The organism is Methylocystis sp. JR02 (assembly GCF_030063565.1).
Lineage (GTDB): Bacteria > Pseudomonadota > Alphaproteobacteria > Rhizobiales > Beijerinckiaceae > Methylocystis > Methylocystis iwaonis.
Genome location: NZ_JASIRC010000001.1, coordinates 2,351,320 through 2,364,400, shown reverse-complemented (window position 1 = coordinate 2,364,400; position 13,081 = coordinate 2,351,320). Strand labels below are relative to the sequence as shown.

Here is a 13,081-nt window from a genome sequence, read left to right as displayed (position 1 = left end):
AGGAACAAGCAATGAGCATGGTGGAAACGACCGAGAAGCGCGCCGCTGTCCCCGCGATCACTCCCGCACGGCTCCCTTATCACCCGGCCCTTCAAGAACGCTTTGGGGTCGGGCAAGCCGAGTGGCGCGCGCTCGTCGACGCGGTTTTCCCACTCGCGAAAGAGGCGTCGAGCGTCATCCTTGCGCTCTCCTACTGCAAGGCGCGCAATCTCGACCCGTTCAAGAAGCCTGTTCACATCGTCCCGATGTGGAATGGCCAGCTCAAGCGCATGGTCGAGACGGTCTGGCCCGGTATCGGCGAGCTGCGCACGACCGCATTTCGCACCGGCCAATATGCCGGGCGCGATGAAGCTCGCTATGGCGAGATTATCAAGCGCCGCATAGGGAATGCCGAAATCGAGTTCCCGGAGTGGTGCCAGGTCACGGTCTATCGGTTGCTTGGCGGTCAACGCCTCCCGTTCCCTGGCCCACGCGTCTACTGGCTGGAATGCTACGCGACCGCCGGCAAAGACGACAACAGCCCCAACTCGATGTGGCGTCGGCGCCCGTTTGGTCAGTTGGATAAATGCGCCGAGGCTGCGGCGCTCCGCGCGGCATTCCCGGAAGAAGTGGGGAACGAATACGCGGCCGAGGAAATGGAAGGGCGCACGATCGACGGTGCGGCCATCCCGCAGGCCGATGGCATTGTCGCGCCTCGCACGCTAGCGGGCCGCCTTGACGCGATCGCGGGTGCAGCGCCGGTAGAGCACGACCCCGAGACAGGCGAAGTCACCGACGAGCCCCAAGAGACAGGCGCGGGCGCCTCCACCGCGCCGGAGGCCGCAGCGGGCGAAGGCGAGCGCCCCCACGCCGATTCCGCTGCGGCCGACTTATTTGAAGACCGCTCGTTGGCGTGGCGCCTTGGCTGGGAGGCTGCTGAAAATGAGACGCCGCGCGACCGCCCACCGTCTGAGTTCGATCCCGACGAAGCCGAGGAATGGCAGGCCGGGCATGACGCTTGGTGGGAGGCCAAAGCCGGCGTGAAGACGAAGAAGCGGGAGCGGGCGTGACCGATCGCCGTTGGAGCAGAGGCAAATGAAAGTCGCCCTTCCTCGCTGCGCCCGTTGCCGCGCGCACATTCACGCGATCGACCTGGGCGCCGGTCGGTGCAGGGACCGCCAGAGCGCGGAATCGTGTCTTTGGCAGCGCGCGCTGCGGAAATGGCGGCTGAGCCGCGCACGGAAGGTGATCGCGCGCATTGAAAGGTGCGCAGAATGAGTAACCGCGCCCCCATTCGTCAGCATGACCTGACCCGAGCTATCCGCGCTCTTGCCGCCGCTGGCGTGCCCGTAGCGGCCGTCCGCCTCGATGCGAATGGAGCGACGATCTTGACGAGCGTGACGCCGGGCGCTCTGCTCTCGGCCGGAGACGGGCTGGGCGGCGCGATGGCGGAGTCGACGGCCGACGCGGCGCTCGCTCGGCTTGATGCGTTGGACGCGGCGGAAACCCATGGGAAGCATCAAGATACCCTATTACAGGGTTAAGCGCGGCAACGGCTTTTGGGAGCCGACGCGCGAGATGCGCGAGGCCGGGTTGGAGCCGCTCGCCTGCGGCCCGGACGGCCCGGATGCCTGGTCGAAGGCGCAAGCGCTGAACGCGCAATGGAAGGCAATCAGGAGCAAGGTCCGCGCGGCGACGCCGATGCAATTGGCTCCGCGAGGATCCCTCGACGAGGCGTTCCGCCGCTATCGCGCGACGCCGGAATGGTCCGCCAAGGCGGAGCGCACGCGCGAGGACTGGGATCGAGCCTGGAAGCATATCGGGCCGATATTCGGGCCCATGGCTCCCTCCGCCGTCACTTTGGAGCTGATCAGCCGTTTCCGCCTGCGGGTCGAGCGCGACGTCTCGACCCGCGAGGCGCATCGCTGCATCAAGATTTGGCGCGCTCTTTGGCGAGTAGCGGCCGCCATGGGCTATTGCCAGCGCGACTCCGATCCGTCGCTTGGCATTCGCAATCACGAACCACAGCGCCGGCAGGAACTCTGGACGCATGCCGAGGCCCGGCTCCTTGTCAAAGCAGCATGGCGCGCCGGCTTCCACGGCCTCGCGGCCATCATCGCAGTCGCATGGGATTCGAGCCTCTCGCCGGTCGACGTGCGCGCCCTCACGCCGGCGCAGCGCACGGCGCCGGATGTCTTCTCGGTCTCGCGCGCGAAGACCGGGCGGGCTGCGGCCGCGACGCTCTCGCGGCCCGCGCGGCGTGTCTTAGACGCCTATCTCGCACGGCTCAGCGTCGAGATCGCGCCGGCGGCTCCGATCTTCCGCAACCGCTCGGGCGCGCCCTACAGCAAGGATACGCTCGGCGACGATTTCCGCGACATCCGCGAAATTGCCTTTGGGGCAGGGGAGCGCCGCACGCTCGCCGACTTCCGCCGCAGCGGCGCCGTCGAGGCGCTACGGGGTGGGGCAGGGGCGGAGCAGATCGGGACGAAGCTGGCCAATGATTTCGCGACGAGTGCGAATTTGCAGAAGACTTATGCGCCGGTGGATTTAGAGACAGTGAGGAAGGTGGATGAGGCGCGAAAAAGGGCAAGGAAGTAAGTTTGAAAGCCGAGGGCAAACATCACAGCGCAAGCCGCCCCGCCGGCAATTTTTTGGAACGCATTCCGAAAAATCAACGGAACGCCGATTCGGAACGATCTGCTAAGCTGCTGATTTAATGGCGAGAGAGACGGGGCTCGAACCCGCGACCTCCGGCGTGACAGGCCGGCGCTCTAACCAACTGAGCTACTCCCCCGCGCGGCGCGTTGTTCGCGCGAGGACTGCGGGATAGGGCAGCGGGATTTGGATGTCAAGCGCTTGTCGCACGAAAGGCGCCGAACGCTTTTCTTTCCCGTCGCGCTGGGATAAGCCATGCCGCATGGCGACCCCCGGTTTCCCTAGCGTCGCGGCGAAAAGACCCCGTTCATGACAGATTATCCACAGGCCGGCGACGATCGGCTGAGCGAAAGCGACATCCGCCGTCGGCGCATCCGGATTCGCGCCTGGCGGCGCGGCATGCGGGAGCTCGACATCCTCATCGGCGGCTTTGTCGACGCCCGCATCGACGCGCTTTCCGAGGCGGAGCTGGGCGAGCTCGAATTGCTGCTCGATCTTCCCGACGCGGAGCTCTTGAGCTGGCTCGCGGGCGGCGCCGAGCCGCCGCAAGAGCGGGACACGGCCCTACTTAAGGCCATCATCGCCTTCCACACGCACGACGGACCGATTCATTGAATAAGACGGCCCTGAAGACCAAGGGCGCGGCAAGCGCGCTGGAGAGCGCGCGGGCGCGTCTCGCCAAGGGCGAGAAGCTGCTGTTCGCCCATGCGCCGGAAGGTTTCGACGCATTTCTTTGCGCCGATCTCGCCCGCGCGCTGGCGCGGCAGGCCGAGGGGCGCCCGGCCGTCTTCGTCCATGTCGCGCGCGATGCCGGCCGTTCGGCCGCCTTTCGAGACGCGCTGCGCTTCGCCAATCCGGATGTCGAGATATTGGACATCCCCGGCTGGGACTGCCAGCCCTATGACCGCGTCTCTCCGCACGCCAATATCGTCGCGCGCCGCATGACCGCGCTTTCGCGCCTCGCGCGCGCCAGCTCCTCCGCCGAGCGCCCGCGCATCGTGACGACGACGGCGGATTGCCTGCTGCAGCGCGTGCCGCCGAAGAAAATGATCGCGGCGGAGAGCTTCTCGGCCGCGCCGGGCAATGTGGTGAAGCTCGACGAGCTGGCGTTGTGGTTAGAGGCCAATGGCTTTCTACGCGCCAGCACGGTGCGCGAGACCGGCGAATACGCCCAGCGCGGCGGATTGATCGATCTCTTTCCGCCGGGCATGCCGGCGCCGATCCGTCTCGACTTCTTCGGCGATACGCTGGAATCGATCCGCAGCTTCGATCCCGAGACGCAGCGCGCCACCGGCCAGTTGCGCGCGCTCGATCTCACGCCGATGAGCGAGTTGCGGCTCACCTCCGACACCATGCGCCGCTTTCGCCAGAATTACGCGGCGCGTTTTGGCGGCCAGACGCGCGGCGACGCGCTTTACGAGGCGGTGAGCGAGGGCCGGCGCCATCACGGCATGGAGCATTGGCTGCCGCTCTTCTATGAGCGCATGGACACGCTCTTCGATTATCTGGGCGAAGCGCCCTTGATGCTCGACGCGCTGGTCGAAGAAGCGGCGGGCGAGCGCGTGAAGCAGGTCGCCGATTATTACGATGCCCGCAAGGAGGCGCATGACCTCGACCCCGCCAACTCCAATTACAAGCCGCTGGAGCCGAGCGCGCTTTATCTGAAACTGGATGAGTGGCGCGATGCGCTGGCCGAGCGCGCCAACGCGCAATTCTCGCCTTTCGCCTCCGAGCGCGCCGACGCCATCGACTGCGGCGCGCGGGTCGGCCGCGATTTCGCGCCTGAACGCAACGAGCCGGAAGTGAACGTCTTCCAGGCGGCGGCGGATCACGTGCAGGCGCTGCGCGGCGCCGGCAAGACGGTCGTTGTCGCGGGCTGGTCGGACGGCTCCTGCGAGCGGCTCGGCCATGTTTTGCAAGAGCATGGCCTCAAGGAGCTTGCGCTCGTTGGCTCCCTGCCGGCTGCACTGGCGAAAGGGCAGGGGAGCGTCTCGCTCGCCGTGCTCGGCGTGGAACATGGCTTCGAGACCGACGCTTATGCGCTGGTGGGCGAGCAGGACATTCTCGGCGATCGTCTCGTGCGCCGGCGGCGCAAGCGCAAGGCGGAAAATCTCCTCGGCGAAGTCGCGGCGCTCACGGCGGGCGATCTCGTCGTGCATGTCGATCACGGCATCGGCCGCTTCGTCGGGCTGGAGACGATCACCGCCGCCGGCGCGCCGCATGATTGTCTGGAGCTGCATTACGCGGGCGGCGACAAGCTCTATCTGCCGGTCGAGAACATCGAGCTTCTGACCCGCTACGGCGGCGAAGACACCGATGCGCAACTCGACAAATTAGGCGGCGTCGGCTGGCAGACGCGCAAGGCGCGGCTGAAGAACCGCATCCGCGAAATGGCGAAGGGCCTCATCGCCATCGCCGCGCAGCGGCAATTGCGACAGGCGCCCAAGCTCATTCCGCCGGAAGGCGTCTGGGACGAATTCTGCGCGCGATTCCCCTATGACGAGACCGAAGATCAGCTCGCCGCAATCGACGCGGTGCTCGACGATCTCGCCTCGGGACGGCCGATGGATCGGCTCGTTTGCGGCGACGTCGGCTTCGGCAAGACAGAAGTCGCGCTGCGCGCCGCTTTCTGCTCGGCCATCAATGGCAAGCAGGTCGCGATCGTCGCGCCGACGACGCTGCTCGCGCGTCAGCACTACAAGACTTTTACCGAACGCTTCGCCGGCCTGCCGATCAAGATCGGACGGCTGTCGCGCATGGTGGGAACCGCGGAAGCGCGCGAGACCAAGAAGGAGCTTGGCGAAGGCAAGGTCGAAATTCTCGTCGGCACGCATGCCATATTGGGCAAGGGCGTCAATTTCTCTGACCTCGGCCTCGTCATCATCGATGAGGAGCAGCATTTCGGCGTCGGCCACAAGGAGCGCTTGAAGGAGCTGCGCGCCGAAGTGCATGTGCTGACGCTTTCCGCGACGCCCATTCCGCGCACGCTGCAGCTCGCCATGACGGGCGTGCGCGAGCTGTCGCTCATCACAACGCCGCCGGTCGATCGCCTCGCCGTGCGCAGCTTCATCTCACCCTTCGATCCATTGATCGTGCGCGAAGCTTTGCTGCGCGAACGCTATCGCGGCGGACAGGCGTTCTTCGTCTGCCCGCGCATCGAGGATCTGGAAGAGGCGGCCGCTTTCCTGCGCGAGAATTTGCCGGAGGCGAAATTCGTCATCGCACATGGGCAGATGAGCCCGAGCGAGCTCGAAGACAAAATGTCGGCCTTCTACGACGGCAAGTTCGACATTCTGCTGTCGACGACGATCGTCGAATCCGGCCTCGATATTCCCTCCGCCAACACGCTCATCGTGTGGCGCGCCGATATGTTCGGCCTTGCGCAGCTCTATCAGTTGCGCGGGCGCGTCGGCCGCTCCAAGACGCGCGCTTACGCGCTCTTCACCACGCCGGCCAATCGCACCATCACGCCGCAGGCGCAGAAACGACTCGAAGTGCTGCAATCGCTCGATACGCTCGGCGCCGGCTTCCAGCTCGCGAGTCACGATCTCGATATTCGCGGCGCCGGCAATCTGCTCGGCGACGAACAGTCGGGCCATATCAAGGAAGTCGGCTACGAACTCTATCAGCAGATGCTCTCGGACGCGATCACGCTGCTGAAGGCGGGCGTCGAGGAGCCGGAAGAGGAAGTGTGGTCGCCGACGATCGCCATCGGCGCGCCGGTGACGATACCGGAGGAATACATCCCCGATCTCACGCTGCGCCTGCAGCTCTACCGGCGTCTCTCGACCCTGGAGACCGATCAGGACATCGAGTCCTTCGCCGCCGAGATGATCGACCGCTTCGGCCCCATTCCGCCGGAGGTCGAGCAGCTTCTCGAAATCGTCGCGATCAAGGCGATGTGCCGCCGCGCCCATGTCGAGAAGGTCGACGCGGGGCCGAAGGGGGTCATCATCGCCTTCCGCGACAATCTCTTTGCCGACCCCGCCGGGCTCGTGCGCTATGTCGCGGAGCAGGGCGCTTCGGCCAAGGTTCGGCAAGATATGCGCATCGTCTTCATCCGCGAATTCGACACGATGAAGCAGCGTCTCGCCGGCACGCGGCGTATCCTGCGCGCGCTCGTGAGCATTGCGGAGAAAAAGCCGAGCTGACGCGCGATCGACTCTTCGCCTGCAGCATTTCTGATAGCGCTTCGTGCGGCCGCTCTTCGAGCGGCCGCATTTGTTTTTTGGCTTTGAAACCTGCCGCCTCCCGACCGATTTGACACGCGACAATAAGCGGGGCGCCGCCGAACGGCGTTCTGTGGCATTGTTTGAGATGGCGCGGCGGCCAAGACGCATTCAGGTACGAGGGAGAGAAAAATGAGAGCTCCGGCCATCTTTATGACGACGAGCGCGACCGCGCTTACGCTCGCCTGCAGCCTGGTTCTGGCGCGCGCCGAGCCAGTAGACCATTCAGCGCATGGAGCCGCCGCTCCCGCGCCGGTTCAATGGATCGACCCCGGCAAGGCGCAGACTCCCCCCGCCACCGTCGCTGAAGCGCCAACCGGCGATGCGTCGAAATCGGATGAGCACGCGGGCCACCATGGCGGCGGCGAAGGCATGGGCGGCATGGGACACGGCGGCGGCATGATGGGCGGCATGGGCGGCATGATGGGCGGAATGAACCACGGCGGCGGCGCAGAGCATGGCGCAGGCGCCGGCATGGGCGCCATGATGGGCAAGATGATGCACAAGATGATGTGCGGCTTCACCGAGCATCTCGATGGACGCCTTGCCTATCTGAAGGCGGAGCTGAGGCTGACCGATCAGCAGCAGCCGGCGTGGAACAGCTTCGCCGACGCGTGGCGCGCCGTGGCGCAGAAGGCGCAAACGATTTGCGCGGCCGCGGAGGAGGCGCCGGATCATTCCAAGCCGCCTGTGCTCGCCAAGCTCTCGATGATGGAAAAGCACATGGCGAACCATCTCGAGATCGTGCGCGCGCAAAAGGCGGCGATCGAGCCGCTTTTCACCGCGCTTTCCGACGAGCAGAAGAAGATCGCCAGCGAAACCATGACGGGCATCATGAAGGTCGGCAAGTCCATGGGCGACGGCGGCATGATGGGTGGAATGATGGGGGGCATGGGCGGCATGATGGGCCACAGCGGCGGCGGCATGCAGCACTGAGTCCCCAATAACTCCAATAACGCCCGCCGTCATTGCGAGCGGAGCGAAGCAATCCAGGGCCGCGATGGGGCTCTGGATTGCTTCGTCGCTTCGCTCCTCGCGATGACGGCGGGCGCCTGCGTGAATTCATTTGCTTTGTTCCCCGCGCCGCGGTGATTCCCCGCTACGGCCCTAAAGCCGTCACATTGTCCACGGCTTTATTGGCTGTCCGCTTGAGAGACCAAACCGCCATGTGCGGCGTCCCGGACTCGCGGGCGCTCGTTGAATGCGCCCATCCAAACCAAAGGACAGAGATGAAACGAATTCGCGTTCTCGCGTGCTTTGCGCTTGCCATGACGGCCGTCCCGGCGCTCGCCAAGCCCTCCGCCGTCGAGGCGGTCAGCGCCGTTCTTTCCCGCCCGACGCCGGTCGCCCGCAAGGTCGAGATCGGCCGCCAGGTCGCGCGCATGTGCAATGTGACGCTATCCGGCGACGATCTGAACAAGGCGTCGGCCTTCGTTGAAGCGAACCGGGGCAAGGGCGCCGCCTGGGTGGCGGATCAGATCAGCAAGAGCGAGCTGAGCTACGTCTGCGACTGACCGATAGGACCGCGAGCCTTCAGGCTCGCTCCAAAAATGCGGGCCTGAAGGCCCGCGGTCCTTATGGTCTGCGGCTTGCTTGACGGCGTTGCCCCGACAGCAAGAGCGCTCCCATGACCGTCGCAGAACTCATCAACAAGCTCCAGCAACTCCCGGGCGAAGCCGTTGTGCTGCTCGAAAGCGAGGCGGGGTTCGCCCGCATCGCCGGCGTTACTTTCGAAAAGAGCGCGACGGCCGGCCTTCCCGATGAGGTCGTCCTGTTTACAGACGCCGAAGAATAGGCCGGCGCGCGCGTCACTCCACCGAGAACTCGCGCATCATGCCCATGTCCTCATGTTCGAGGTTGTGGCAGTGATACATGAAGCGGCCCTTGAAATCTCCGAAGGGCTTGGCGATGCGCAGACGTTCGCCTCCGGTGACGATGATCGTGTCCTTCAAGCCGCTGTCGATCAGCCCCTCCTTGAAGGTCGCATAGGCTTCCGGGTCGTCGCCGGCATAGGTGCGGCTCAGCACCTCGAATTGCTGGCCGTGCAGATGAACGGGATGGGCCATATTCATCATGCCCATCATGCCCATGCCGCCTCCCATCATGCCGCGGCCCATCATGCCGCCCCCCATGCCCATGCCGCCCATCATTCCCGCACCCATCATGCCGTGGCCCATGCCCATTCCGGCCATGCCCATCCCCATGCCGCCGCCATGGTCGTGGAAAACTTCGAAGAGCTGCACCGTATCGACAGGCACGCGCTCGATGTCCAAAAGATCGTCGGGGGAATAAGTGCGGCCGTTGATCATCACCTGCATATGCCCCATGGACAAAGCGATGGGGCGCGGATTCTCGCGATTGGCGATCTCTTCCGGGCGATGATGTTTGATCGTCGAGAGCTTCTCGGGAAGCTTCGGACTATCGCTCATGGCGCGCGTCACCGTGACGGTGAAGAGCGGATAGTCGTCTCCGACAATGAGCCCTCCGCTCATGCGTTGCGCCATCGGCGGCACGAGGCCGTCAAACTCTCCGCTGCGCATGACGAGCTTTGAGCCAACCGACCGGCCGCTGAAATCGACCCATAGATCGAGGCGCTCGCCCGGGGCCATCATCGCGTAGGGCCGCGTTTCCGGCTTCTCCAGCAGGCCGCCGTCGACGCCGATGATTGTCAGCGGCGTGCGGTCGTCCCATTGCAGCTTGTAGATACGCGCGTTGGAGCCGTTCAGAATACGCAGGCGATAGGCGCGGCTCGCGACATCGAGCCTGAAATCGGGGCGGCCGTTGACGAGGATGCTGTCTCCATAAAAGCCGAACATGCTGCGATGCATGCCGCCGCCGTAAAAGAGCTGATTGTTGTCGGTGAAGCTGCGGTCCTGGAGCACGATGGGGATTTCAAATTCACCGGACGGCAGGCCGAGCGCGCGCTCCTCTTCGTCTTCCACGATGATGCCGCCGGCGAGCCCGCGATACACCTGCGTCGCCGTCGCCTCATGCGTATGCGGGTGGTAGAAATTGAAGCCGGCGCGATTGCGCATCTCGAATTCATAGACATAGGTCTGGCCGGGATCGATCGCGGCCATCGGATGGCCGTCCGCTGCCATCGGCACATGCAACCCATGCCAATGGGTAATCGTCGGCTCGGGCAGCTCGTTCTTGAGCCTGATGCGGATCTTCTGGCCTTTCACGAATCGCATCACCGGGCCGAGATAGCTGTCTGGCAGGCTGATCAGCGTATTGGCGGGGCCTTTGAGCAGATTGCCGGCGTAGCGCCAGACTTTGGTGGCGTCGCCGGAAAGAATCCGGACAGAATCGGTTTTGCAGGCGAGCTCGATGTCCACATCGGGATTGAAGCTCTCGGAAGCGGTTCTCGGCGGCATATGCTCCATGGCTTCGCCTCGGGCGAAGGAGGGAACTGTCAGGGCCGCAGCGGATAAGAGGAAATTGCGGCGCGTGAGGCCGAGGTTGTTGCGCATGATTCTTCCCTGGCGCCTGAGCGCTCATTTCATTAGTTAATCCTCATATAAGTGGCGCGGGGCGCGCATAAAACCCCCGCTCAGCGAGGCGTCCTTCGGATCGTCCCCGATTAATCGCCCCGAAAAACGCCAGAAGATTTGCGAAGCAGGCGGGCCTTATGGCAAATTCCACCCCGATTTCACCCAGGTTGGCATAAAGCGGCCCCACCGGACGGGTTCCTCCACCGAGATGAACGAAACGGTTAGAGAAAAGCCGCGTGGCGCCGCCCTCGTCGCTATTGCGATGGAGCGGCTGTTCGAGCCGCGCGTGGGCGGCCGGGCGCCGCGGCCGCGTTTCTTGGCCTTTGTTCTCATCGGCCTGCTGCTGCATCTCGCGATTCTCGCCCTTCTACTGTGGGAGGATCGCAACGCGGATTTCCCGCCGCCCCCCGAAGAGATTCCCGTCGAGGTCATCACCGAGCCGCCGCCGCCGCCCGAGGAGAAGAAGGAGGAGCCCCCGCAGCCGCCCGAGCCCCCGCCGCAGGAAAAGAAGGAGGAGCAGAAGCCGCCGCCCCCGCCGCCGCCGCCGGTGGAGGACGAGAAGCCTGCGACCGACGCGCCCAAGCTGGAGAGCAAGGAGAAAAGCGAGCAGAACACGCCGGAGGAGGCGAAGGAGGCCAAGACAAAGCGCAACGAGACGGAGAAATTCGCGCCCAAGGACGACAAACCGCAGGGGCTCAAGGACGGCGAGGACAATGCGGAAGGCGACAAGACGCCCGCGCCGACGCTCGACAAGCAGGTTGACGACAAGCCGGACGCCGAGATCATCGAGCGCGCCGAAAAGAGCCCAACGCCAACGGAGAAGCCCGAGCCCGCGGAAAACAAGCCGGCGAAGAAAGGCGACGCCATGTCGATCGCGGATCAGGTCGCGGCCTTGGCGCCTTTGCCTGACTTCAAGCTGGCGGCGCCGCCCAAGCTGTCGCCGGTTGCCGGCGGCCAGGCGAAGACGACCTATCTGACGATCCTCTATGGCCTCATCATGCCACATATGCGCATTCCGCCGCGCGTGCGCGCATTGCAGATGCCCTCTAAAGGCGTCGTGGCTTTCTATATCGACGAGCTGGGCAATCTCACCCATCAGGCGGTCTATAAATCGAGCGGCCTGCCTGACCTCGACTCCGCCGCGCTCGCAGCGGTGCGCGCCGCCGCGCCATTCCCGGCGCCGCCCCGAGGGCTGCCGCATTCCATGTTGTTTACTTACGCGACGAAGTAGCGCCCCCTCCCCAACCCTCCCCCGCTATCGCGCTATCGGATTCACACATCGTAGAAGGTCAGCGCGGCTCCGAACTTTATTCGTCGAAAGTCGTCGAGGCCCTGGCGCATTACTTTGGGGCCGGGCTTTCCGTAATAGGCGGTCCAGCCGCCGAGCCTGGCGACGACCCAGGCGGCGAAGGCGAGGCTGCCTTTGCGGTGGGGGTTCTTCTGGCGGGCCGTCGCGCCCTCGAGCTTGGCCGAGACGGCCTCCAGCAGCGCTTCGTCCTCGGGCTCGAAAGCGTCCGTCAGCAACTGGTCGGTCGCGCCGTCGCGCGCCTTGACCAGTTGCATGACCGTCACCGCGGCGACCGCCGTCGCCGCCACCAGCTTGATCATCACTTTCGGATCGCAGATGTCGGCCTGCTCGATCTCGAAGCCCGCCGTCTTCAGCGTGCGGAAGAATTCCTCGATGGTCCAGCGCATTCGATAGAGGTCGATCACCCGGCGCGCCTCGGCCAGGCTCGTCGCCGCATAGGTCGTGAGAAGCCGCCAATGAATGGGCGCGACGCCCTCCGCGGCCCCGACCTCGCGCACGTCGACCAAAGTCACGCCGACCGCGTCCGGCAAGTCGCGCGCGCCGTGGCGCGGCTTGCGCAAAGTGACCGGCGAGACGCGGACCGCGAGCGCCGCCTTGCGCGCCTTGCGTCCCGGAGCCGCCGGGATCTCGGCGACGAAGCGGCCCGCCTCGGCCAATCCGTCGGCGAAGGGGAACAAAAGCTCGATCGCATCCTCGCCGTCTGCGGCGATCGTCCGGTTCTGGCAGGCGCGCACAATCAGCTCCACGCCGCCCGGACGCTGCGCGAGATGCGCGTAGATGTCGCTCTCCCGATCCGAGACGACAGTGATCCGCTTCGCCGCCGCGAAATCCTCGCGCGCATGCGCCGCCACATCGAGCCAGCGCTGCGATTCCTTGTCCGCGAGCGCGCGCGAGCGCCGCGCCGCGACCTTGGCCCCCGTGTCGCGGTTCCAGACCTCGGCATGAGCGAGGCCGAGCAGCGCGCCCGTGCCGGCGTCGAGCGCCAGGGCCGCGTGCAGCAAAAGGCCGCGCGTCCCGCCGCCCTTGCCGACCGGCCCATAGCCGTTCGCCTGCGCGCGCTTGCCGCCGAGCGCCAGCTCGCTGGTGTCCTGCGCCACCACTATGTCGCGACCCGCCGCCCGCGCCGCTGTGAGCCCGGCGGCGTGCCGCGCCATCTCCTCGGCTGTCACCGCAGGATTGCGCAGGAAGCGCGTGAGCCGCACCTCCTGCGCCCGCCGCCCGCCGGCGATCCGACGGATGCGCGCGCACGGCCGCGCGACGAGGCCCCGATGCAACGAGACCCCCCTTTTTCCAGGCGGCGGTCGCCGAACCGCCCCAGTCCATACGAAATCGCCATGCCCCACCCCGCGAATCAATACACGACCCACGGAATCAAACAGACCCCACCGAGGCAATCACGATGTGTGCATTCG

10 protein-coding genes and 1 tRNA gene are annotated in these 13,081 nt (G+C 65.4%); 8 read left to right on the top strand and 3 right to left on the bottom strand.

Annotated features, from left to right (window positions below; all coding sequences use genetic code 11):
• The first annotated feature begins 11 nt into the window (after positions 1–11).
• The gene (gene bet / locus QNA11_RS11250) at positions 12–1,049 is read left to right on the top strand and encodes a phage recombination protein Bet (RefSeq protein WP_283483098.1); all 1,038 of its coding nucleotides are present in this window, start codon (positions 12–14) and stop codon (positions 1,047–1,049) included.
• 439 nt (positions 1,050–1,488) lie between these two features.
• Complete coding sequence (locus QNA11_RS11245; protein WP_283483097.1) at positions 1,489–2,580, top strand: tyrosine-type recombinase/integrase; 1,092 nt, start codon at positions 1,489–1,491, stop codon at positions 2,578–2,580.
• A gap of 119 nt (positions 2,581–2,699) precedes the next feature.
• Here QNA11_RS11245 and QNA11_RS11240 read toward each other — a convergent pair.
• Positions 2,700–2,776: transfer RNA gene (locus QNA11_RS11240), tRNA-Asp, on the bottom strand.
• Positions 2,777–2,946: 170 nt separating this feature from the next.
• On the opposite strand from QNA11_RS11240, the gene QNA11_RS11235 reads away from it, so the two are divergent.
• From QNA11_RS11235 to QNA11_RS11215, 5 genes are all read left to right on the top strand, one after another.
• Positions 2,947–3,252 (top strand): FAD assembly factor SdhE, encoded by a 306-nt coding sequence (locus tag QNA11_RS11235; protein WP_283483096.1) that lies wholly within the window; start codon positions 2,947–2,949, stop codon positions 3,250–3,252.
• On the top strand, positions 3,249–6,788 hold the full coding sequence (gene mfd, locus QNA11_RS11230) for a transcription-repair coupling factor (protein ID WP_283483095.1): 3,540 nt from the start codon (positions 3,249–3,251) through the stop codon (positions 6,786–6,788). Before QNA11_RS11235 ends, mfd begins: the two co-directional genes overlap by 4 nt.
• Positions 6,789–6,998: 210 nt before the next feature.
• Complete coding sequence (locus tag QNA11_RS11225) at positions 6,999–7,802, top strand: Spy/CpxP family protein refolding chaperone (RefSeq protein ID WP_283483094.1); 804 nt, start codon at positions 6,999–7,001, stop codon at positions 7,800–7,802.
• A gap of 293 nt (positions 7,803–8,095) precedes the next feature.
• Positions 8,096–8,380 carry a hypothetical protein gene (locus QNA11_RS11220; RefSeq protein WP_202073062.1) on the top strand — a complete coding sequence of 95 codons (285 nt, stop codon included), beginning with the start codon at positions 8,096–8,098 and terminating at the stop codon, positions 8,378–8,380.
• A 113-nt stretch (positions 8,381–8,493) separates the two neighbouring features.
• Positions 8,494–8,661, top strand: coding sequence for a hypothetical protein (locus QNA11_RS11215; RefSeq protein ID WP_283483093.1), 168 nt, complete (start codon positions 8,494–8,496; stop codon positions 8,659–8,661).
• Between the two features lie 13 nt (positions 8,662–8,674).
• Here the strand turns inward: QNA11_RS11215 and QNA11_RS11210 are convergent, their stop codons facing one another.
• Positions 8,675–10,339, bottom strand: a complete 1,665-nt coding sequence (locus tag QNA11_RS11210) for a multicopper oxidase family protein (protein ID WP_283483092.1) — start codon at positions 10,337–10,339, stop codon at positions 8,675–8,677.
• Positions 10,340–10,568: 229 nt separating this feature from the next.
• Between QNA11_RS11210 and QNA11_RS11205 the strand changes: the two genes are divergently transcribed.
• A complete protein-coding gene (locus tag QNA11_RS11205; protein ID WP_283483091.1) occupies positions 10,569–11,591 on the top strand; it encodes a TonB family protein in 1,023 nt (340 codons plus the stop codon).
• Between the two features lie 41 nt (positions 11,592–11,632).
• Here QNA11_RS11205 and QNA11_RS11200 read toward each other — a convergent pair whose 3' ends face one another.
• Positions 11,633–12,943 (bottom strand): IS4 family transposase, encoded by a 1,311-nt coding sequence (locus QNA11_RS11200; protein ID WP_283481805.1) that lies wholly within the window; start codon positions 12,941–12,943, stop codon positions 11,633–11,635.
• Positions 12,944–13,081: the final 138 nt, after the last annotated feature.

What these genes read in the sequence shown, in the direction of transcription:
- QNA11_RS11225 (WP_283483094.1), top strand. Translation starts at nt 6,999, where the DNA reads ATGAGAGCTCCGGCCATCTTTATGACGACGAGCGCGACCGCGCTTACG.
- QNA11_RS11210 (WP_283483092.1), bottom strand. Translation starts at nt 10,339, where the DNA reads ATGCGCAACAACCTCGGCCTCACGCGCCGCAATTTCCTCTTATCCGCT.
- QNA11_RS11245 (WP_283483097.1), top strand. Translation starts at nt 1,489, where the DNA reads ATGGGAAGCATCAAGATACCCTATTACAGGGTTAAGCGCGGCAACGGC.
- bet (WP_283483098.1), top strand. Translation starts at nt 12, where the DNA reads ATGAGCATGGTGGAAACGACCGAGAAGCGCGCCGCTGTCCCCGCGATC.
- QNA11_RS11235 (WP_283483096.1), top strand. Translation starts at nt 2,947, where the DNA reads ATGACAGATTATCCACAGGCCGGCGACGATCGGCTGAGCGAAAGCGAC.
- QNA11_RS11205 (WP_283483091.1), top strand. Translation starts at nt 10,569, where the DNA reads ATGAACGAAACGGTTAGAGAAAAGCCGCGTGGCGCCGCCCTCGTCGCT.
- QNA11_RS11215 (WP_283483093.1), top strand. Translation starts at nt 8,494, where the DNA reads ATGACCGTCGCAGAACTCATCAACAAGCTCCAGCAACTCCCGGGCGAA.
- QNA11_RS11220 (WP_202073062.1), top strand. Translation starts at nt 8,096, where the DNA reads ATGAAACGAATTCGCGTTCTCGCGTGCTTTGCGCTTGCCATGACGGCC.